The sequence below is a fragment of the Kaistia terrae genome (assembly GCF_026344005.1).
In the GTDB taxonomy this organism is placed as follows: Bacteria; Pseudomonadota; Alphaproteobacteria; order Rhizobiales; family Kaistiaceae; genus Kaistia; species Kaistia terrae.
The window spans coordinates 90722-111784 of sequence record NZ_JAPKNH010000004.1; the positions used below are offsets into that span (position 1 = coordinate 90722).

A 21063-nucleotide genomic window follows, 5' to 3' on the forward strand; every position below is an offset into this window, starting at 1 on the left:
GCCTCACAGCAGGCCGAGCCGCTTCAACTCGGCTTGCGTATCGTCGAGCGTCTTGCGGGCCGAGGTGATCAGCTGATCGGCCTCGTCATGGGAGAGCGTCAGCGGCGGCGCGATGATCAGGCTGTCGCGCACGGCGCGCATGACGAGATTGTTGCGAAGCGAGATGTCGCGCGCCAGCGTGCCGACCCTTCCGGTATCGGCGAACTTTTGTCCCCGCGAGCGCTTGTCGGGCACCAGTTCGATGGCGCCCATCAGCCCGGTCATGCGGGCTTCGCCGACCAGCGGATGGTCGGCGAGCGATTGCCAGCGGCTTTGCAGATAGGGGCCGATATCGTCGCGCACCCGCTCGACCAGCTTCTCGTCCTCGAGGATGCGGAGGTTTTCGAGTGCTGCGGCGGCCGTGACGGGATGGGCCGAATAGGTGAAGCCGTGGTGGAACTCGCCCGAGGCTTCGAGGACGTTGCCGACCTTGTCGGAGACCATGACGCCGCCGATCGGCAGGTAGCCCGACGAAATGCCCTTGGCGATCGACATCAGATCCGGCTCGATGCCGAAAGTCTCGGAGCCGAACCAGTTGCCGGTGCGGCCGAAGCCGGTGATGACCTCGTCGGCGACCAGCAGGATGTCGCGCTGATCGAGGATGCGCTTCACTTCCGGCCAGTAGGTGGCGGGCGGGATGATGACGCCGCCGGCGCCCTGGATCGGCTCGGCGACGAAGGCGGCGATCTTGTCTTCGCCGATGGCGTCGATCGCCTTCTCCAGCTCGCGCGCGGCAAAGATACCGAATTCGTCCTGGCTCATCTCGCCGCCCTCGCCGAACCAGTAGGGCTGGGCGATATGGTGGATGCCGGGGATGGGCAGGCCGCCCTGGCTGTGGATCGACGTCATGCCGCCGAGGCTGCCGCCGCCCATGGTCGAGCCGTGATAGGCGTTTTTCCGCGCGATCAGGACCGTCTTGTCCGGCTTGCCGAGGCTCGCCCAATAGTGGCGGACCATGCGGATGACGGTGTCGTTGGCCTCCGAGCCCGAGCCGACGAAGAAGACGCGGTTGAACTGCGGCGGCGTGATCGCGGCGAGCTTTTCGGCGAGCGCGATTGCCGGCGGGTGGGTGGTCTTGAAGAAGGTGTTGTAGAAGGAAAGCTCGCTCATCTGCCGCTGGACGGCGTCGGCGATTTCCTTGCGGCCATGGCCGATATTGACGCACCAGAGACCGGACATGCCGTCGAGGATGCGGTTGCCCTCGGAATCCCAGATCCAGGAGCCCTCGGCCCGGACGATGACCCGGCTGCCCTCGGCGTTCAGGCTCTTCATGTCGGAGAAGGCATGGATGTGGTGCGCCGCGTCGCGGGCGCGATAGTCGGCGGTGACGTTGGATGGCTTCGTCATGAGCGGGTCCGGTTGCGGTATTCCCAACATCGCCGCCCGGGCTTTCGGCTCGGGCAGCGCAGGCGCGGCAAGCTGCGGAAGTACTAGACGTTCAGCAGCAGGAACTCGCGCTCCCACGGGCTGATCACCTGCATGAACGTCTCGTATTCCGCTCGCTTGATCGCGCCATAGGTGGCGACGAAGCGCTCGCCGAAGATCTCCGCCAGCTCGTCCTGTTCCTCGAACAGGGCGACGGCCTCAAGCAGCCCGCGCGGCAGGTCGATTTCGTTCGAGTTGGCCGAGCCGGTGACCGGATCGCCGACCTTCAGCCCTTCCATCAGGCCGAGATAACCGCAGGCAAGCGACGCGGCGATGGCGAGATAGGGGTTGGCATCGGAGGAGGGCAGGCGGTTTTCTAGCCGCCGGCCGGCGGGGTTGGAGTTCGGCACGCGCAGGCCGACGGTGCGGTTGTCATAGCCCCATTGCGTGTTGACCGGGGCCGAGGACGAACGCACCAGCCGGCGATACGAGTTCACATAGGGCGCCAGCATGCAAAGCACGGCCGGCAGGTATTTCTGCGAGCCGCCGATGAAGGCGAAGAACTTCGACGTCGGGTCGCCGTCCGCGTCGGAGAAGATGTTCTTGCCCGTCTCGACGTCGAGTACCGACTGATGGATATGCATGGCCGAGCCCGGCTCGCGCGACATCGGCTTGGCCATGAAGGTGGCATACATGTCGTGGCGAAGCGCCGCCTCGCGGATCGTCCGCTTGAACAGGAATACCTGATCGGCAAGCGCCAGCGGGTCGCCATGCAGGAGATTGATCTCCATCTGCGCGGCGCCTTCCTCGTGGATCAGCGTGTCGATCTCCAGGCCCTGCTGCTCGGAGAAGTCGTAGATATCGTCGAACAGGTCGTCGAACTCGTTGATCGCGGCGATCGAATAGGACTGCCGCGCTGCTTCCGGCCGGCCGGAGCGCCCGGTCGGCGGTTCGAGCTGGTAATCGGGATCGGTGTTCGGCTTGACCAGGTAGAATTCGAGCTCCGGCGCCACCACGGGCTGCCAGCCCTGATGCGCATAGAGCTCGACGATGCGGCGCAGAACCTGGCGCGGCGCGGTTTCCACCGAGCGACCGTCACGATGATAGCCGTCATGGATGACCTGGGCCGTCGGATCGGCCTCCCATGGCACGACGCAAAGCGTCGACAGGTCCGGTTCGAACATGATGTCCTGGTCGGCGGCGTCGCTTTCGAAGCGGTCGTCGTCGTCAGGATAGTCGCCCGTGATGGTCTGGGTCAGGATCGATCCCGGCATCGACATGGTCGGGCCGGCGAGGAACTTCTGCACCGGCATCATCTTGCCGCGCGCAACGCCTGCCTGATCGGGCACGACGCACTCGATATCCTCGATTCCGCGCGCCTTCAGCCAGTCCCGAGCTTCATCCAGCGACTTTACGCCACGAACGCCGCCCTCGATTGGCTTGGCGCCCTTCTTCCGTTTTGCCACGATATTTCCCCGGCTTTCACGCGACTGCCCATGGAGTGTCGCCATGGCTGAACCGAAGTCAACTTGGACGGACATCCATGCGACTTCCGGTCCCTGCGAATGCTCGCAGGAAACGGTTGAGGTAGCCGAAAAAGCCTTCTAACGTCTGAATCTTAGGACGGGTTTGTGGTCGGGCCGATCAGGATTGGCACGGCTGTACCAGGGGAAATGCATGATCAAGAATGCCTTCAGTGGCGTCGCCCTTTCCGCGATGCTGACCGTCGGAGCCGTCAGCGGCGCCAATGCCGCCGACAAGGAACTCCATATCTTCAACTGGTCCGACTATATCGACACGTCGATCATCGAGGATTTCACCAAGGAAACCGGCATCAAGGTCGTCTACGACGTCTATGATTCCATGGAAATCCTGGAAACGAAGATGCTGGCAGGCGGTTCGGGCTACGACATCGTCGTGCCGACGGATCGCAATCTGAAGCGCATGATCGACGTCGGCGTGTTCCAGGACCTCGACAAGTCGAAGATCCCGAACCTCTCCCACATGTGGGACGAGATCACGACCCGCCTCGCCACCTATGATCCCGGCAACAAGATCGCCGTGAATTACATGTGGGGCACCACCGGCATCGGCTACAATGTCGAGAAGATCAAGGCGATCATGCCGGATGCGCCGGTCGACTCGATGGACATGTTCTTCAATCCGGAAGTCGTTTCGAAGTTCAAGGATTGCGGCGTCTATCTGCTGGATTCGCCTGACGACGTCATCCCGGCCGCGCTGAACTATCTCGGCCTGCCGCCCGACTCGAAAGACCCGGCCGAGATCGCCAAGGCTGGCGAGCTGCTCGACAAGATCCGGCCGTTCATCCGCAAGTTCCACTCGTCGGAATACATCCAGGGCCTCGCCAATGGCGATATCTGCCTGGCCTTCGGCTATTCGGGCGATGTGATCCAGGCCCGCGCCCGCGCGATCGAAGCCAACAACAAGGTTGAAGTCGGCTACGCCATTCCGAAGGAGGGCGGCCTGCTCTGGATGGATTCGATGGCAATCCCGAAGGATGCCCCGAACCCCGAGGCGGCGCTCGCCTTCATCAACTACATCCAGAAGCCGGAAGTGATCGCCAAGGCGACCAACTACGTCTCCTACGCCAATGGCAACAAGGATTCGCAGTCCTTCGTCGACAAGGCGATCCTCGACGATCCGACGATCTACCCGCCGGCGGACGTGATGAAGAAGCTCTACACGACGACGCCGAACGATCCGAAGGTCCAACGCGTCGTGACGCGGCTCTGGACGAAGATCAAGAGCGGCACCTGATCAATGGACAAAAGAGGCCCGGTCTTGTACCGGGCCTTTTCTTGACGGCATGGAACACGGGGTGAGGGCTCATGGCTGGAAAGTCGCTATCGGCAGGCAAGTCGCTTGGGCCGATCCGCAGGGCCTTCGCGCCCTGGAATGATCCGGCCGCGAAGCCGTTCATCCAGTTCCAGAACGTCACCAAGAATTTTGGTGATTTCACCGCCGTCGACGACCTTTCGCTCAACATCTACGAGCGCGAGTTTTTTGCGCTGCTCGGGCCTTCGGGCTGCGGCAAGACCACCTTGATGCGGATGATCGCCGGCTTCGAGGAGCCGACCAGCGGCCATGTCATGCTCGACGGTCAGGATCTGGTCGGCGTCCCGCCCTATCGCCGCCCGACCAACATGATGTTCCAGTCCTACGCGTTGTTCCCGCATATGAACGTCTGGGACAACATCGCCTTCGGCCTGAAGCAGGACGGCATGCCGAAGCCGGAGATCGCCGCGCGCGTCGACGAGATGCTGGCGCTGGTGAAGCTGGAGAAATTCGCCAAACGAAAGCCGCACCAGCTTTCCGGCGGCCAGAAACAGCGCGTCGCACTCGCCCGTTCGCTCGCCAAGAAACCGAAGGTTCTGCTGCTCGATGAACCGCTCGGCGCGCTCGACAAGAAGCTGCGCGAAGAGACCCAGTTCGAGCTGATCGACCTGCAGGTCAAGCTCGGCATGACCTTCGTCATCGTCACGCATGACCAGGAAGAGGCGATGACTGTCGCCGACCGCATCGCCGTGATGGACCAGGGCAAGATCGTCCAGATCGCCACGCCGGCCGAAATCTACGAACAGCCGAATTCGCGCTATGTCGCGGACTTCATCGGCGACATCAACCTGCTCGAAGGCCATATCAGCTCGACCGAGGGTGGCGTCGCGACGCTCGATTGCGTCGGCACCGGCGCCAAGGTGCAGGTGATCCAGGATGGCGGCGCCAAGCTTGGCGACCACGCCTGGTTCGCCGTCCGGCCGGAAAAGGTCACCATCTCGCTGACGCCGCCTGCCGACCCCAGCATCAATGCCGTCACCGGCGAGGTCTGGGACATCGCCTATCTCGGCGACGTCTCGATCTACCATGTGCGGCTCGCGACCGGCGCCACCGTCAAGGCGACCATCACCAACACCACCCGTCTCGTCGAGCGGCCGATCACGTGGGATGACAAGGTCTGGCTGACCTGGTCCCGCGACGGCGGCGTCGTGTTGACGAGGTAGGCGATGGCCCTGACAGACCGCTCTTCCGGACATTCCCGCCTGCGCTGGCTTGTTGTCGCGATCCCCTATTTGTGGCTGATCCTGCTCTTCCTGGCGCCGTTCCTGATCGTCGTGAAGATCTCCCTGTCGACGTCGGCGATCGCCATGCCGCCCTATACGCCGGCGCTCGATTTTACGGCGGGGCTCGGCGCGCTGTGGGAGCAGATCAAGGAATTCACCTTCGATAACTACGTCTTCCTGACGGAGGATGCGCTCTACTGGGAATCCTACCTTTCCAGCCTGAAGATCGCTGTCATCTCGACCTTCCTGGTCCTGCTGATCGGCTATCCGATCGCCTATGGCATGGCGCGTGCCCGCAAGGAGTGGCGGACGACGCTGCTGATGCTGGTGATCCTGCCGTTCTGGACCTCGTTCCTGATCCGCGTCTACGCCTGGATCGGCATCCTGAAGCCCGAGGGGCTGCTGAACCAGTTGCTGCTCTATCTGGGTGTCATCAGCGAGCCGCTCAACATCATGCCGTCGACGCTCGCCGTCTATATCGGCATCGTCTATTCCTACCTGCCCTTCATGATCCTGCCGCTCTACGCGACGCTGGAAAAGCTCGACGAAACGCTGCTGGAGGCCGCCGCCGATCTCGGCTGCCCGCCGACCCAGGCGTTCTGGAAGATCACCTTCCCGCTGTCGCTGCCGGGCGTCATCGCCGGCTGTTTCCTCGTCTTCATCCCGGCCATGGGCGAGTTCGTCATCCCCGACCTGCTCGGCGGTTCCGACACGCTGATGATCGGCAAGACGCTCTGGGCCGAGTTCTTCTCCAACCGGGACTGGCCGGTCTCCTCGGCGGTCGCCGTCGTGCTGCTGGCGATCCTCGTCGTGCCAATCATGCTCTTCCAGAGAGCCCAGAAGAAAGCGGCGGAGTAGGCACATGCGGGCAAGCATTGCGCGGGCAAGATTGGTTCGGTGCGGCCGTTCGGCGGCCGTCATGCGGGGAGCGGCACGATGAGACGCGGCGGTTCCTGGTTCAATGTCACGGCGATCACGCTCGGTTTCGCCTTTCTCTATCTGCCGATCGTGCTGCTGGTCGTCTATTCGTTCAACGCCTCCAAGCTGGTGACGGTCTGGGGCGGGTTTTCGACCAAGTGGTATGTATCGCTCCTGAGCAATCAGGGCCTGCTCGACGCCGCCTGGGTGACCATCCGCGTCGCGCTGCTTTCGGCGACGCTGGCGACCGTGCTTGGCACGCTGGCGGCGATCGCGCTGGTGCGCTTCGGACGGTTTCCAGGCGGCACGCTGTTCTCCGGCATGGTCTACGCGCCGCTCGTCATGCCCGAGGTCATTACCGGCCTCGCCATGCTGCTGCTCTTCGTCGCCATCGGCTTCGCCCGGGGGTTCTGGACGCTGACACTGGCGCACATCACCTTCTCCATGTGCTTCGTCGCCGTGGTCGTGCAATCGCGGCTGGTCACCTTCGATCGCAGTCTGGAGGAAGCGGCGCTGGATCTCGGCTGCCCGCCTTTCCGCACCTTCTTCACCATCACGCTGCCGCTGATCCTGCCGGCCGTTGTCGCCGGATGGATGCTTGCCTTCACCCTGTCGCTCGACGATCTGGTGATCTCGAGCTTCACCACGGGGCCGGGCGCCACGACGCTGCCGATGAAGATCTACAGCCAGGTTCGTCTCGGCGTGACGCCGGAAATCAATGCGATCTGTACGATCCTGATCGCCATCGTCGCGACCGGCGTCATCATCGCCTCGATTGTCACCAAGCGCCGCGAAGTCGAACGGCAGCGCGCGGAACGACTGGCCATCCAGGGCGTTTGATAGGGGTGAAACAAAAATTATCCGGGTAATATTGACGATGCTGATTATATCCGGGTAAAATGCGCGTCTGTTTGAAAAGGACGTGACGATGAGTCTGCCCCAGCAAATCTACTGCACCGCGTTCCAGGGCATCCGTCGCATCGCGACGGGGCTGCTGCCGGATGTCGCGCTGAAAACCAAGCAGGCGCTCGAGCAGGGCGGCGAGCCGGTTCTGCTGTTCGACGACGAGACCAGCCGTCCGATCGAGGTCGATTTTCGCGGCTCGTATGACGATGTGCTCTCCCGGCTCTCGGACGGCACGCCTCTGGCTCCGGCCGCACCGGTCGAGCCGGCGGAAGAAGCGGCGCCGCGCGGCCCCGGTCGACCCAAGCTCGGCGTCGTGGCGCGCGAGGTCACGCTGTTGCCCCGGCATTGGGAATGGTTGAACGGCCAGCCGGGCGGGGCGTCCGTCGCGCTGCGAACACTGGTCGAGGAAGCCCGCCGGGTGCATGAGGGTCGCGACCGGGCCAGGCGCGCGCAGGAATCGACGCTGCGTTTCATGACCGCGATGGCAGGCGACCAGCCGGGCTATGAGGAGGCCAGTCGCGCCCTGTTCGCCGGCGATGGCGCGCGCTTCCGCCAGATGATCGACAACTGGCCCGTCGATATCAAGGAACATACCGGCAAGCTCGCTGGTCCCGCCTTCGAAGAGGCCTGATCCGTCGAGTCTTGTCTCGTCGCGGCTTCTTCACGCGAACCGCCGCGCATTTCGTCCGAGAAAGTTCGGAGATCATCGATGTCCCTGCCGCCGCTCTGGAGGACCTTCCTCGTCTTCCTCGGGCCGATGATCCTGAGCAACATTCTCCAGGCTCTGTCGGGCACCCTCAACAACATCTATCTGGGCCAGATGCTGGGCGTCGGCGCGCTTGCTGCCGTTGCCGCCTTCTTCCCGATCCTGTTCCTGTTCATCTCCTTCTCGATTGGGCTGGGCGCGGGCGCTTCCGTGCTGATCGGCCAGGCCTATGGCGCGCAGAAGCTGGAGACGGTGAAGGCGGTGGCCGGCACAACGCTGACCATGGCGTTCCTGTTCGGCCTGGTGGTGGCGATCTTCGGCGGCGCTTTCACCGCGCCCCTGCTGAAGGCGGTCGGGACGCCGGCCGATATTCTGCCCGACGCCATCGCCTATGCCCGCATCATGCTGATCGCGATGCCGGGGCTGTTCATCTTCCTGCTGATGACGTCGATGATGCGCGGCGTCGGCGACACGGTGACACCGCTCTATGCGCTCACCCTTTCCACGGTTACCGGCTTGATCCTGACACCGGCGCTGATCAAGGGCTGGTTCGGCCTGCCACAGTTCGGCATCGTCAGCGGCGCCTATGCCTCGATTGTTTCGTTCCTGGTCGCGCTGGTCTGGCTGTTCTTCTACATGCGCCGCCGCAAGCACCCGCTGGCGCCTGACGCCGTGCTGATCCGGCATCTGCGCATTGACTGGAAGCTGCTGCGTTCGGTGCTGAAGATCGGCATTCCCTCGGGCGTACAGTTGATCCTCGTCTCGGTGGCCGAAATCGCCGTGCTGGCGTTGGTGAACTCGTTCGGCTCGGATGCGACGGCGGCCTATGGCACCGTCAACATGGTGGTCAACTACGTGCAGTTTCCGGCGATCTCGATTGCCATCACGACGTCGATCCTGGGCGCGCAGGCGATCGGCGCCGGTCGCCAGGCGACGCTGGGCGTGATCACCCGCACCGGTATCCTGCTGAGCCTGATGATAACCGGGGGCCTGGTCGCGATCTGCTATCTGTTCTCGCGCACCTTGATCGGCTTCTTCATCACCAGCGATCCGGTGATCGAACTGGCGCAGACGCTGCTGCACATCGTGCTCTGGGGCTATATCATCTTCGGCGTTTCGAGCGTGCTGGCCGGCGTCATGCGGGCCAGCGGCACGGTGCTGATGCCGACCGCGATCTCCGTCCTGGCGATCCTCGGCGTCGAGGTGCCGGTTGCCTATTGGCTGTCGGGACATTTCGGCATCAACGGCGTCTGGGCTGCCTATCCGATCGCCTATATCGCCATGCTGGCCATGCAGGCGAGCTATTACCAGTTCGTCTGGCGCAGGAAGCCGATCAAGCGGATGGTCTGAGGCCGCCGTTCTACGGCAGCAGGGAGCGGGCGAAGCTCCGGATCGGGCCGACGGCCGGAACGGCGTCCTGCTGGCTGCGGCGCGAAAGGCCGCTGAAGTCCGGCACCAGCGTCGGGTGTTGCCAATTGCCACCAATGATGAAGGGGACGTGGACCGGCGTGCTGGTCGTGCCGCTGGCCCGGTCGATCTTCAGCTCGCCGCGTGCGCTCAGCGTCGGGGATTGCAGCGGCGCTTCGCCGGACAGCGTGATCGTGTAGCCCGACCCCGTCACGAGGATCGATGGCGCCGCGATCCGGTCGGCGTCGATGGTGAAGGTGCCGTCGGCCTGGCGGAATTTCGTCGAGCCGCCGAGCAGGTTGCCGCTCATCGTGCCGTCCGACGTGATCGCTTGTGAAAGGGCGCCAATGTTGACGCCGTCGAAGGTGCCGTCGGCGATCGTCGCCTTGCCGCTGCCGGAGAGCGAGCCAATCAACCCGTTCCAGTTGGTGCCATGCGCCGACAGGCTGACCGTGCCGGAGCCGATGCCGTCGATCTGGCCGATGCCGAACAGGTCGGAGAGTGCGGCGCGCACGGGCAGGCCGTCGATGCGGCCCTGCAGCGAGCCCGAGGCCGCTTCGTCCCGCAGCGAGGCCGAGAGGCTGGCGGAAAGGCGGCCGCCATAGAGCTGGGCCTCGCCGACCGAAAGATCCAGCCGCTCGTCGCGGATCGTGGCCGATGCCGCCGTGCGCCCGAGCCGGGCGCTGCCAAGCAGCACCTGGGCTGCCGAGATGCGCAGGTCGAGATCGTTGCTGTCGAGACCGGCGAGCGGCAAGGGCAGGTCGGGCGTGGCGCGCGCCTCCGCGACAAGGCTGGCCAGCGCCTCGGCATAGGCGGAAAGATCGAGGCTTTCGAAGGCAAGCGTGCCTTGGACGGACGGCCGGTGGCCGGTGAAGTCAATCGATAGCGCGCCTTCGCTCTCATTGCCATCGACGCTGATCTTGGCGTCGGCGAAGGTCAGGGTGTTGGACGCGAGGCTGGCATGGGATTCGATTGAAGCGCTGCCCAGTGTCGAGCCTTCGCCCATCGGCATGTCGAAGATGCCGGCGAGACGACGGATCGAGGGCGTCGTGACGGTCAGCTCGCCTTCGCCCTGCAACTGGATGAGATTGGCGACCGTGCCGGTAAACGAGGCGCGCAGCGGCGTCGAGGCAATGGCGAAGCGCAGCGCCGTCTCGCGGCCGCTGACGAGATCGAGCGGCGCGCCGATCGAGCCGTTGAAATCAAACGCCTCGCTCTGCCAGGTCGCGCTGCCCTTGATGCTGGCGGTGGCCGCGGGATCCGGCCAGTCCAGCCGGGCATCGACACCGGTCAGCAGCAACTCTTTCCGGTCCTGGCCGACATAATGCAGGGTTCCCGAGCGGATGACGAGGCGTCCGAGTTCTGAATCGCCGCGCAGCGCCCGCGGCAGCGTCCAGTTCGGCTGGCCCTTTGCATTGACCCCGAAGCGGAACACCGGCTTGTCGAGTTCCAGCACCGAGGGGCGGACGCGCCCGATAATCAGCGGCAGGAATCCGAGCTCCGCCGAAAGCGACTCCATCTCGACGAGCGGCTGCGGGTCCTTGTCCGAGCTGATGCGGACCTTGGCGAAGGTGACGGTCGGATAGGGGTTGAAGGCGACGGTCGGCGTGCCCTCATAGGTAAGCGCGCGTCCGCTCCAGCCCGCAACTTCGCGCGTGAGCGATCGGCGGACGGCTTCGATGGTGACCAACTGGGGCGCCAGAAGGACAAAAGCGCCGCAAAGAATCAGAATCACTGCGAGGGCGGATAGGATTTTTTTCATGTCACCCGGTGACGGTTGCCCCTAACGTATCGGCAGGTGCCACGACCGAATGGTTCCCCGATAGGCAGAATTCCGTTATTTCGCAAGGCTTTTCTCGTCAAAGCCGGCAAGGTTTCCCGCGTGACTTGGCGGCAGGCTGCGGATATCCATGGCACGTCAGCGCATTTTTGCCGCACTGCAACCTTTTCGGAGAGGCCGTTTCCGTCATGACGCCTGCGATCGCTTCGTTCCCTTCCGAGCAGCCCTTGTGGACGCCGTCAGCGGCGCGTCTCGCCGATCATCCGATGACGCATTTTCGCGCAGCGGCGGCGGAACGGTCCGGATTGTCGCTTCCTGACCATGATGCCTTGCATCGGTGGTCGATCGACGACCGGGCGACGTTCTGGGATCTGGTCTGGGATTTTTGCGGTGTCGAAGGCGACAAGGGCGAGCGGCTGCTGATCGATGGCGACCGCATGCCGGGGGCGCAGTTCTTTCCCGATGCGACGCTGAATTTCGCCGAAAACCTGCTCAAGGTTTCGGGCGATGACGACGCGCTCGTCTTCTGGGGCGAAGAGCGGGTCAAGCGACGGCTAAGCTGGGACGAACTTCACGCGCTCGTCTCCCGGCTGCAGCAGGCACTGGAAGCTGCCGGCGTCAAGGCTGGCGACCGCGTCGCCGCCATGATGCCCAACATGCCGGAAACGATTGCCGCCATGCTGGCGACCGCCTCGATTGGCGCTGTGTGGTCGTCCTGCTCGCCGGATTTCGGCCCGAATGGTGTTCTCGATCGCTTCGGCCAGATCGAACCGACCGTCTTCTTCGCCTGCGACGGCTATTACTATGGCGGCAAGACCATCGATATCGCGGCGAAACTGGCCGAGATCGTGCCGGGTCTGCCGACGGTGCGAAAAACCGTCATCGTGCCCTATATCGGCACGGCGGAAGCGACGGCGTCGACGCTGGCCAACGGCGTTTCGCTCGACGGCTTCTTTTCGCCCTTTTTGGCGCGGCCGGTCGAGTTCGCCGCCATGCCCTTCGCCCATCCGCTCTACATCCTGTTTTCGTCGGGGACGACGGGCGTGCCGAAATGCATCGTCCATTCGGCCGGCGGCACGCTGTTGCAGCATCTGAAGGAGATCCATCTCCATTCCGGCATCGGCGAGGAAGACCGGCTTTTCTATTTCAGTACCTGCGGCTGGATGATGTGGAACTGGCTCGCTTCCGGCCTCGCCACCGGCGCGACTCTGCTGCTCTATGATGGCTCGCCCTTTCATCCGAACGGCAACATCCTGTTCGACTATGCCGATGCCGAGCAGATGACCTTCTTCGGCACCTCGGCCAAGTTCATTGATGCTCTCCACAAGTCCGGCCTGAAGCCGATCGAGACGCATGATCTGGGCTCGCTGAAGATGATGAGCTCGACCGGCTCGCCGCTGGCGCCGGAAAGCTTTTCCTTCGTCTATGAGAGCATCAAGCACGACATCCATCTCGCTTCGATCTCCGGCGGCACCGACATCGTTTCCTGCTTCGTGCTCGGCATTCCGGGCAAGCCGGTCTGGAAGGGCGAGATCCAGGGACCGGGCCTCGGCCTTGCCGTCGATGTCTGGGACGAGGACGGCAAGTCGCTCGCCAGCGGCAAGGGCGAGCTGGTCTGCTGCAAGGCGTTCCCCGCCATGCCGATCGGCTTTTTCAAAGATGCGGACGGCAGCCGCTATCACGCGGCCTATTTCGACCGCTTCGACAATGTCTGGTGCCATGGCGATTTTGCCGAATGGACGGCGCATGGCGGGCTGATCATCCATGGCCGTTCGGATGCGACGCTCAATCCCGGTGGCGTGCGCATCGGCACCGCCGAGATCTACAACCAGGTTGAACAGGTTGCCGACGTGCTGGAGGCGCTGGCCATCGGCCAGGATTGGGACAGCGACGTTCGTGTGGTGCTGTTCGTGCGCCTGCGCGAGGGCGTGGCTCTCGATGCGGCGCTGGAAAAACAGATCCGTGACAAGATCCGCACCGGCGCTTCGCCGCGCCATGTTCCGGCGAAGATCATCGCCGTCACCGACATACCGCGCACAAAGTCCGGCAAGATCGTCGAACTGGCGGTGCGCGAGATCGTGCATGGCCGTCCGGTGAAAAACCAGGAAGCGCTGGCAAACCCGGAAGCGTTGGCGCTGTTCCGCGATTTGCCTGAGTTGGCGTGAGGGGGGCGGTCGCTCCAGGAGCAGCGACTGCCACCCACTGTCCGTCATCCTCGCGTAGGCGAGGATCCATGCAGCCGTGGTTTAGGGAGTCTCGCACTTCAACCCGGCTGAATGGATCCCGGGTCTTCGCCCGGGATGACGCCGAGTTTGGGGCTGGCCGCGGCGCTTCGGTGCCACGACAAGCCGCCCTTTTGATAGTTTCGACCTTCACGTCTCCCGTTGGGGAGTGGATTCGTCCGAACTAGAACAGGCTCTCCTGCGTCGACGGCTTGGGCTTGGCGGCCTTTTTCGGACGGGGTTCGGCAGCGCCGCCGGCGGCAATCGCGCCGATCTTGCCGTCCTGGAACTCGATCGTCAGCGCGTCGCCGCTGGCAACCTTCGAGGCCGTGCGCACGGTCTTGCCCTCGGCATCCGTCACCAGCGCGAAGCCGCGCGCCAGGACGCTACGATAGGAGAGTGTTTCGGCCAGCCGCCAGGCGCGGTCGAGCCGGTCTCGGTTCTTCTCGACGATGCGGATGAAGGCGCGATTGCCCCGGCTGTCGATCTCGGTGATCTGTACCGCGCCGCGCGAAAGCCGTTGCGCGATAGGCTCGATGCGGAGGCGGCCGGCGATGCGGGCAAAGCCGGCGCGCTTGCGCTCGGCATGAACCTCTAAGGCACGCCCCTGACGCTCGCCCAGTGCGTTCAAACGATCGCGGGCGCGAAGGGTAAGGCGGTCAAGCGAGGCGGGCGACAGTCGACCTGCGCTGCGCTCCAGCTTGCCGCGGTGCGCCAGCGTGTTGGCGCCGAGCGCGCGGCCGATCCGGGCGGCCAGTTCGTCAAAGGCGCGGCGCGGAATGGCGAGCAGATCGTCGAGGCGCGGCAGCGCACGAGTGGCGGCGCGAAGCTCGCGGCGGCGGCCTTCGACATGGCGCAGCATCGCGCCATCAAGCCTGCGGCCGAGATCGCCGACCGAGCCGATCAGTTCCGAACGAACCGGCACGGCCATTTCGGCAGCACCCGTCGGCGTTGGCGCGCGCAGATCCGAGACGAAATCGATCAGCGTCGTGTCGGTCTCGTGGCCGACGGCGGAGATCAGCGGGATCGTCGAGGCGGCGACGGCGCGCACGACGATTTCCTCGTTAAAGCCCCACAGGTCCTCGAGGCTGCCACCACCGCGTGCAACAATCAGCAAATCGGGGCGCGGGATGGCGCCGCCGGGCGTCAGCGCGTTGAAGCCGGCGATGGCCGCGGCCACTTCGGCGGCCGAGGTTTCGCCCTGCACGCGCACCGGCCAGACCAAAACCTGGACCGGAAAACGGTCGGCGAGGCGGTGCAGGATGTCGCGGATGACCGCGCCGGTCGGCGAGGTGACGACGCCGATGACGCGCGGCAGATAGGGGATCGGCCGCTTGCGGTCGGAATCGAACACGCCTTCGGCGGCCAGCTTGCGGCGGCGTTCCTCAAGCAGCGCCATCAGCGCGCCGACACCGGCAGGCTCCAGCGACTCGATGACGATCTGGTACTTTGAAGAGCCCGGGAAGGTGGTCAGCTTGCCGGTGGCGATGACCTCCATGCCCTCTTCTGGCCGGAAACGCAGCTTGCCAAAACTTCCCTTCCAGATCACCGCCTCGATCTTCGAGCGATCGTCCTTCAGCGCGAAATAGGCGTGGCCAGAGGAGTGCGGCCCGCGATAGCCCGAAATCTCGCCGCGCACGCGCACGAAGCCGAAAGCGTCCTCGACGGTGCGCTTCAGCGCCATCGAGATTTCGGAGACGGAGTATTCGCCGGCGTTGTGGACGGGATCGGTCAAGAAGTCGCGGCCTTGCTTGATTCCGCACGATGGCGGCGGGAGGGCGATCCGCCCTGAATGCCCCCGTCCTCCGCGCCGGTCAAGCCGGGCGACGACGCCACCTTGCGGCGCGACGGCGCTTTGCGTAATCGAAGCGTATGTCCCGCTATGATTTCTCCACCCAACGCCTGTTCATCGACGCCCCGCTTAACGAGGGCGCCCGCATCGTCATGGACAAGGGCCAGACCAATTATCTGGTCAATGTGCTCCGCATGCGCGAGGGCGACCCGGTCTTGATCTTCAATGGCCGCGACGGCGAGTGGCAGGCCACCCTGGCCGAGGCCGGTCGCAAGGGCGCGGTGCTGACGGCGGATGCGCTGTCGCGCGAGCAGACGCCGGCTTCGTCGCTGCATTACCTGTTCGCGCCGATCAAGCAGGCGCGGCTGGACTATATGGTGCAGAAGGCGGTCGAGATGGGCGTTGGTCATATCCGCCCCGTCATCACCCGCCGCACGCAAGTGGCGCGGCTGAACGACGACCGGCTGCGCGCCAACGCCATCGAGGCGGCGGAACAATGCGGCGTGCTGTCGATCCCCGAAATCGAAGCGCCGGAACAACTCGCAAGCCTGCTCGCCCGCTGGCCGAAGGATGAGCCGGAGCGGCGGATCATCTTTTGCGATGAGGACGAGACAGGCGCCGATCCGATCTCGATTCTTCGCGCGCTGCCCCGTGGACCACTTGCCGTACTGATCGGCCCGGAAGGCGGCTTCTCGCCGGAGGAACGCGAGACGCTGCACGCGCTGCCCTTCGTCACGGCGATCCCGCTCGGACCCCGGATCCTGCGCGCCGACACCGCTGCCGTGGCGGCGCTGGCGCTGGTACAGGCCGTTGCCGGCGACTGGGTCGAGAGCTGACCGACTGCCGCCTGTATAGTTTTCTATACACAGTTCACGAAATCGTGACTGGAAGGGTATGTGACAGTGATGCGTGGGGGGATCTTGCTCCGCCAAGAGAAGCGCGCGTCGTTTAGATTCATTCCATATTAGAACTCATCTAATCTATAGAATAAATCGAACGTGGCCGGTTGACCTCTATTCGCGATGATGGGATGGACCCAGCAGAAGTCGCCGATACATGACGGCGACCAGGGTTCCGCCCCCTCAATGAACGGAGTTCACTATGCTTAGCCTGACCCGCCTGATCCAGGGCGCCGCCGCAGCAACGCTGCTGGCGACGACCGCGCTTCCCGCATTTGCGGCCGGCGAAGTGAATGTCTACACGACCCGTGAACCAGGGCTGATCCAGCCGCTGCTGGACACCTTCTCCAAGGACACCGGCATCAAGGCCAACGTGATTTTCGTCAAGGAAGGCCTTGCCGAGCGCGTCGCCACCGAGGGCGCGAATTCGCCCGCCGACCTGCTTTCCGTCGTTGATTTCGGCAATCTGATCGAGCTTTCCGAGCGCGGCCTGACCCAGCCGATCCAGTCGACCGTGCTGGAAGAAGCGATCCCCGCCAATCTGCGCGATGCCGACGGCCAGTGGTTCGGCCTTTCGATGCGCGCCCGCGTCATCTACGCCTCGAAGGAGCGCTTCAAGGACGAGACGCTGACCTATGAGGACCTGGCCGACCCGCGCTTCAAGGGCAAGGTCTGCATCCGTTCGGGCCAGCACCCCTACAACACCTCGCTGATCGCGGCCGTGATCGCCAAGGACGGCGCCGATGCCACCAAGACCTGGCTGACCGGCGTCAAGGACAACCTCGCCCGCAAGGCAGGCGGCGGCGACCGTGACGTCGCGCGCGACATCCTCGCCAATCTCTGCGATGTCGGCATCGCCAATTCCTACTATGTCGGCCTGATGCGGTCCGGCAAGGGCGGCCCCGAGCAGGTCGAATGGAGCAACGCGATCCGCGTCATCCTGCCGACCTTCAAGGACAAGGCTGGCACGCATGTGAACGTTTCGGGCGCCGCTGTCGCCAAGAACGCCCCGAACAAGGAAAATGCCGTCAAGCTGCTGGAATTCCTCGCTTCCCAGGAAGCGCAGGAAATCTACGCCAAGGCGAACTTTGAATACCCGGTTCGCGCCGGTGTCGCGCCCGATCCGATCATCGCCGAATTCGGCACGCTGACGGTCGACCCGACGCCGCTGACGGCGATTGCCAAGGACCGCAAGCAGGCCAGCGAACTGGTCGACGTGGTCGGCTTCGACGGCTGATTGTTTTCGATGCGCCGATATACCGGCCCGAACGATGAAATCTCATGTCCCGGCACGTCCGGGACATGAGCGATTCTGCGATTACCCCGCCGCTGATCGCATCGCGACCTGCGCGTCCGGATCGCCTCTGGCGGTTTGGCTCCGCGTTGATCGCCCTTCTGGCCCTAGCGCCCATTGGCGGGCTCGTCTTCTTCGCCTCGCGCGGTTCCGGTGAACTCTGGCCGCACTTGATCGCCAATGTCCTGCCCGTCGCGGCGCGTACGACCGCGCTGCTGCTCGTTGGCGTCGGCATCCTCGTCACCGTTCTGGGCATCGGCACGGCCTGGCTGGTGACGGCCTGCCGCTTTCCCGGCCGTCGCGTGTTCGAATGGGCGCTGCTGCTGCCGCTTTCGGTGCCGAGCTACGTCATGGCCTTCGCCTATCTCGACGTGGTGCATCCGGTCGGCCCGCTGCAAACCAGCCTGCGCAACCTGTTCGGCATCACCGATCCGCGTGGCCTGCCGTTTCCAGAAATCCGCTCGCTCGGCGGCGCGATCCTGCTGCTCGGCCTGATCCTCTACCCTTACGTCTATCTGCCTGTGCGGGCGCTGTTCGTCATGCAGTCGGCCTCGATGCTGGAAGCCTCGCGCACGCTGGGCGCTGGCCGCTTTCGCGCCTTCTGCACGGTCGCGCTGCCGCTGGCGCGTCCCGCCGTCGCGGTCGGCGTCAGCCTGGCGCTGATGGAGGCGCTGAATGATATCGGCGCGTCGGAATTCTTGGGCGTTCGCACGTTGACGGTGGCGATCTACACGACCTGGGTGACGCGCTCGTCGATTGAAGGCGCAGCGCAGATTGCGCTCGTCATGCTGGCGATCGTCTTCGCGCTGGTGCTGCTGGAACGCCTCGGCCGACGCGGCATGAACTATTCCGCCCCGCGCGGAAATAGCCAGGCCATGGCGCAACCGCTGAAGGGCGGTGCTGCCCTGCTTGCAATGCTCGCCTGCGCGCTGCCCATCCTGCTCGGCTTCGTCGTGCCGGCGAGCTATCTCGTCGTCTCGGCGGCGCGGCGCATCCGCCTCGGCGGGCTGCCGGCCGATCTCTGGGTCTGGACCGGCAACAGCGTGTTCTTCGCCGCCATCGCCTCGATCCTGACGCTCGCCATCGGCCTGTTTCTCGCCACGGCCGGCCGCATGTCGCGGCGAAAATCGCTGCACGGGATGATCCGGCTTGCCGGCATCGGCTATGCTATTCCCGGCACGGTGCTGGCCGTCGGCCTGCTGGTGCCGATCGCCGGCCTCGACAACTGGATCGCCGATGCTGTGAAGAGCGTCTGGGGCCGCTCGCCGGGGCTGATCCTGATGAGTTCCGGCGCGGCGCTGATCCTCGCCTATTGCCTGCGTTTCCAGGCGATCTCGATTGGTGGCATCGAGGCTGGCTTCACGCGCATTTCGCCCTCGATCGACATGGCTGCGCGCAGCCTTGGCGCGGGCACGCCCCGGCTTTCGGGCGGCATTCATGTGCCGCTGCTTTCGCCGGCCATCGCCGCCGCCGGACTGCTCGTCTTTGTCGATTGCATGAAGGAATTGCCGGCCACGCTGCTGCTGCGCCCGTTCAATTTCGAGACGCTGGCGACCTACGTCTACGGCGAGGCGGCGCGCGGCACCTATGAGGACGGCGCGGTCGCCGCCCTTGTCATCGTCATCGTCGGCATGCTGCCTGTAGCGCTGCTGGCGCGGGCCGGAACCCGCGAGCGGCGACCGCCGTCGATCGGCGTCAGCTAGGCCCTGCCTTTTTCACCTCTCCCTGAGGGAGAGGTCGACGCACGCAGTGCGGCGGGTGAGGGTTTACGGCCTCACCGGATTGTTTCCTAAACCCTCACCCGGCTCTTCGAGCCGACCTCTCCCTCAGGGAGAGGTGAAGGACGGAGCCTCAGGCGCTGGATCCAGTCATCTGCGCGACACCGGCTTCACCTTCAGGCTCTTGCCCTTCAGTTCATCCAGGGTAGCGGAGGGAGAGATCGCCTGCGGATCGACCTTCACATGCACGATGGCCGGCTTTCCGCTTTCCTGCGCCCGCGCAAACGCCGGCCAGAAATCCTCGGTCCGCTCCACCGTCTCGCCGTGCCCGCCATAGGCGCGGGCAAAGTCGGCGAAGTCCGGATTGACCAGCTTGGTCGCCTCGACGCGGTCGGGATAGCTGCGCTCCTGATGGGCGCGGATGGTGCCATACATGCCGTTGTCGACGACGATCACGAGGATTGCCGCACCGTCCTGCACGGCGGTGCCGAATTCGTTGCTCGTCATCTGGAAGCAGCCGTCGCCGGCAAAGGCGATCACCGTCCGTTCGGGATAGCGCAGCTTGGCGGCGATCGCCGCCGGCACGCCGTAGCCCATTGAACCGGAGGTCGGCGCCAACTGGGTCTTCGATCCCTGGAAGCGGTGATAGCGATGCACCCAGTTGGCATAGTTACCCGCGCCATTGGTGAGGATCGCATCCTTCGGCAGGTTCTCACGCAGGGTCCGCATGACCGCGCCCATCTCCACGCCGCCGACGTCGCGCGGCTTCGGGTCGGACCAGTCGCGATAGGACGCGTTGGCGGCGCGGGTCTCGGCGCTCCAGGGGATGGTCGCCGGCGGATGCACCGCTTCGAGTTGGGCGGCGAAGCCGTTTGGCGTGGCGTTGATGGCGAGCGTCGGGCGATAGACGCGGCCGAGTTCGTCCGATCCGCCATGCACATGCACCAGCGTCTGCTTCGGCTGCGGAATATCCAGCAGCGTATAGCCGGAGGAGGGCATTTCGCTCATTCGGCCGCCGACGAGGATGAGTAGATCGGCTTCCTTGACCCGCTTGGCCAGCGCCGGGTTGATAGCGATGCCGACCTCACCGGCGAAATTCGGATGTTCGTGGTCGAACAGGCCCTGGCGGCGCAGCGAAACGCCGACCGGCAGGTCGAAGCGCTCGGCAAAGCGCTGCATCGAGTTGATCGCCTGGTCGCTCCAGCGCGAGCCGCCGAGCACCAGAAGCGGCCGTTCGGCCTTCCAGAGCATCTTCTGCAATTGCGCCGTCTGGGTCAGGCCCGGATAGGTCTCGATCGGCTCCGACGCGCCGACGGAAGGAACGCTGGAAAGGTCACGCAGCATATCTTCCGGCAGCGCCAGCACGACCGGGCCGGGGCGGCCGGACGTGGCGACATGGAACGCGCGGGAGAGGAATTCCGGGATGCGCGACGCGTCGTCGATCTCCGCCACCCATTTGACGACGTCGCCGAACATCCGCCGGTAGTCGATCTCCTGGAAGGCCTCGCGCTCCCGCATCTCGCGTCCGACCTGGCCGATGAACAGGATCATCGGCGTTGAATCCTGCATGGCGACATGCAGGCCGGCGGCGGCGTTGGTCGCGCCCGGTCCGCGCGTGACAAAGCAGATGCCGGGTTTTCCCGCCATCTTGCCCCAGGCTTCCGCCATCATCGCCGCGCCGCCCTCATGCCGGGCCACGGTCACGGGAATAGCCGAATCATGCAGCGCGTCGAGGACGTCGAGATAGCTTTCGCCGGGGACGCAGAAGACACGCTCGACACCATTGGCTTCCAGCGCCTCGACAATGAGATGGCCGCCGGTGCGGGAAGGGAGGACGTCTGACATGGAATGGAAAATCCTTGCGAGAGGCGAGCTTCCGACCGTCCGGAGTGGATCCGGAGAGTCGCGAAAGAGGGGATGGTGGCATCAACTTCTGTT

15 protein-coding genes are annotated in these 21063 nt (G+C 64.5%); 10 read left to right on the plus strand and 5 right to left on the minus strand.

Translation table 11 applies throughout. From position 1 onward, the window contains the following. Positions 1 to 3 precede the first annotated feature (3 nt). On the minus strand, positions 4 to 1386 hold the full coding sequence (locus OSH12_RS12930) for an aspartate aminotransferase family protein (RefSeq protein ID WP_266343981.1): 1383 nt from the start codon (positions 1384 to 1386) through the stop codon (positions 4 to 6). A gap of 83 nt (positions 1387 to 1469) precedes the next feature. Beyond that, entirely contained in the window at positions 1470 to 2870 is a 1401-nt protein-coding gene (locus OSH12_RS12935) for a glutamine synthetase family protein (protein WP_266343982.1), read from the minus strand. Between the two features lie 211 nt (positions 2871 to 3081). On the opposite strand from OSH12_RS12935, the gene OSH12_RS12940 reads away from it, so the two are divergent. The 6 genes from OSH12_RS12940 (at position 3082) to OSH12_RS12965 (ending at position 9363) form a co-directional block, all read left to right on the plus strand. Beyond that, complete coding sequence (locus OSH12_RS12940) at positions 3082 to 4182, plus strand: polyamine ABC transporter substrate-binding protein (protein WP_266343983.1); 1101 nt, start codon at positions 3082 to 3084, stop codon at positions 4180 to 4182. A gap of 71 nt (positions 4183 to 4253) precedes the next feature. Next, on the plus strand, positions 4254 to 5423 hold the full coding sequence (locus OSH12_RS12945) for an ABC transporter ATP-binding protein (RefSeq protein ID WP_266343984.1): 1170 nt from the start codon (positions 4254 to 4256) through the stop codon (positions 5421 to 5423). A gap of 3 nt (positions 5424 to 5426) precedes the next feature. Continuing rightward, entirely contained in the window at positions 5427 to 6341 is a 915-nt protein-coding gene (locus OSH12_RS12950) for an ABC transporter permease subunit (protein WP_266343985.1), read from the plus strand. 78 nt (positions 6342 to 6419) lie between these two features. Beyond that, positions 6420 to 7241 carry an ABC transporter permease gene (locus OSH12_RS12955; RefSeq protein ID WP_266343986.1) on the plus strand — a complete coding sequence of 274 codons (822 nt, stop codon included), beginning with the start codon at positions 6420 to 6422 and terminating at the stop codon, positions 7239 to 7241. Positions 7242 to 7329: 88 nt separating this feature from the next. Beyond that, positions 7330 to 7938: a DUF2239 family protein gene (locus OSH12_RS12960; protein WP_266343987.1), complete on the plus strand. Its 609-nt coding sequence runs from the start codon at positions 7330 to 7332 to the stop codon at positions 7936 to 7938. A gap of 78 nt (positions 7939 to 8016) precedes the next feature. Continuing rightward, complete coding sequence (locus tag OSH12_RS12965) at positions 8017 to 9363, plus strand: MATE family efflux transporter (protein WP_266343988.1); 1347 nt, start codon at positions 8017 to 8019, stop codon at positions 9361 to 9363. 10 nt (positions 9364 to 9373) lie between these two features. Here the strand turns inward: OSH12_RS12965 and OSH12_RS12970 are convergent, their stop codons facing one another. Then, positions 9374 to 11182, minus strand: a complete 1809-nt coding sequence (locus tag OSH12_RS12970; protein WP_266343989.1) for an AsmA family protein — start codon at positions 11180 to 11182, stop codon at positions 9374 to 9376. Between the two features lie 206 nt (positions 11183 to 11388). Between OSH12_RS12970 and OSH12_RS12975 the strand changes: the two genes are divergently transcribed. After that, positions 11389 to 13365: an acetoacetate--CoA ligase gene (locus OSH12_RS12975; RefSeq protein ID WP_266343990.1), complete on the plus strand. Its 1977-nt coding sequence runs from the start codon at positions 11389 to 11391 to the stop codon at positions 13363 to 13365. Positions 13366 to 13606: 241 nt separating this feature from the next. Here the strand turns inward: OSH12_RS12975 and xseA are convergent, their stop codons facing one another. After that, positions 13607 to 15178 (minus strand): exodeoxyribonuclease VII large subunit, encoded by a 1572-nt coding sequence (xseA, locus tag OSH12_RS12980; RefSeq protein ID WP_380224361.1) that lies wholly within the window; start codon positions 15176 to 15178, stop codon positions 13607 to 13609. Between the two features lie 116 nt (positions 15179 to 15294). Between xseA and OSH12_RS12985 the strand changes: the two genes are divergently transcribed. From OSH12_RS12985 to OSH12_RS12995, 3 genes are all read left to right on the plus strand, one after another. After that, positions 15295 to 16050: a 16S rRNA (uracil(1498)-N(3))-methyltransferase gene (locus tag OSH12_RS12985; protein WP_266343992.1), complete on the plus strand. Its 756-nt coding sequence runs from the start codon at positions 15295 to 15297 to the stop codon at positions 16048 to 16050. Positions 16051 to 16315: 265 nt separating this feature from the next. Next, positions 16316 to 17350 carry a Fe(3+) ABC transporter substrate-binding protein gene (locus OSH12_RS12990; protein WP_266343993.1) on the plus strand — a complete coding sequence of 345 codons (1035 nt, stop codon included), beginning with the start codon at positions 16316 to 16318 and terminating at the stop codon, positions 17348 to 17350. 65 nt (positions 17351 to 17415) lie between these two features. Next, entirely contained in the window at positions 17416 to 19110 is a 1695-nt protein-coding gene (locus OSH12_RS12995; RefSeq protein ID WP_266343994.1) for an ABC transporter permease, read from the plus strand. Positions 19111 to 19275: 165 nt separating this feature from the next. On the opposite strand, the gene OSH12_RS13000 is transcribed toward OSH12_RS12995, so the two are convergent. Continuing rightward, positions 19276 to 20970, minus strand: coding sequence for a thiamine pyrophosphate-binding protein (locus OSH12_RS13000; RefSeq protein WP_266343995.1), 1695 nt, complete (start codon positions 20968 to 20970; stop codon positions 19276 to 19278). Positions 20971 to 21063 lie beyond the last annotated feature (93 nt).

Bases quoted from the DNA above. Each gene is read 5' to 3' on its own strand.
- OSH12_RS12960 (WP_266343987.1), top strand. From the start codon at position 7,330: ATGAGTCTGCCCCAGCAAATCTACTGCACCGCGTTCCAGGGCATCCGT.
- OSH12_RS12955 (WP_266343986.1), top strand. From the start codon at position 6,420: ATGAGACGCGGCGGTTCCTGGTTCAATGTCACGGCGATCACGCTCGGT.
- OSH12_RS12965 (WP_266343988.1), top strand. From the start codon at position 8,017: ATGTCCCTGCCGCCGCTCTGGAGGACCTTCCTCGTCTTCCTCGGGCCG.
- OSH12_RS12950 (WP_266343985.1), top strand. From the start codon at position 5,427: ATGGCCCTGACAGACCGCTCTTCCGGACATTCCCGCCTGCGCTGGCTT.
- OSH12_RS12995 (WP_266343994.1), top strand. From the start codon at position 17,416: ATGAGCGATTCTGCGATTACCCCGCCGCTGATCGCATCGCGACCTGCG.
- OSH12_RS12930 (WP_266343981.1), bottom strand. From the start codon at position 1,386: ATGACGAAGCCATCCAACGTCACCGCCGACTATCGCGCCCGCGACGCG.
- OSH12_RS12975 (WP_266343990.1), top strand. From the start codon at position 11,389: ATGACGCCTGCGATCGCTTCGTTCCCTTCCGAGCAGCCCTTGTGGACG.
- OSH12_RS12985 (WP_266343992.1), top strand. From the start codon at position 15,295: ATGTCCCGCTATGATTTCTCCACCCAACGCCTGTTCATCGACGCCCCG.
- OSH12_RS12970 (WP_266343989.1), bottom strand. From the start codon at position 11,182: ATGAAAAAAATCCTATCCGCCCTCGCAGTGATTCTGATTCTTTGCGGC.
- OSH12_RS12945 (WP_266343984.1), top strand. From the start codon at position 4,254: ATGGCTGGAAAGTCGCTATCGGCAGGCAAGTCGCTTGGGCCGATCCGC.
- OSH12_RS13000 (WP_266343995.1), bottom strand. From the start codon at position 20,970: ATGTCAGACGTCCTCCCTTCCCGCACCGGCGGCCATCTCATTGTCGAG.
- OSH12_RS12940 (WP_266343983.1), top strand. From the start codon at position 3,082: ATGATCAAGAATGCCTTCAGTGGCGTCGCCCTTTCCGCGATGCTGACC.
- OSH12_RS12990 (WP_266343993.1), top strand. From the start codon at position 16,316: ATGCTTAGCCTGACCCGCCTGATCCAGGGCGCCGCCGCAGCAACGCTG.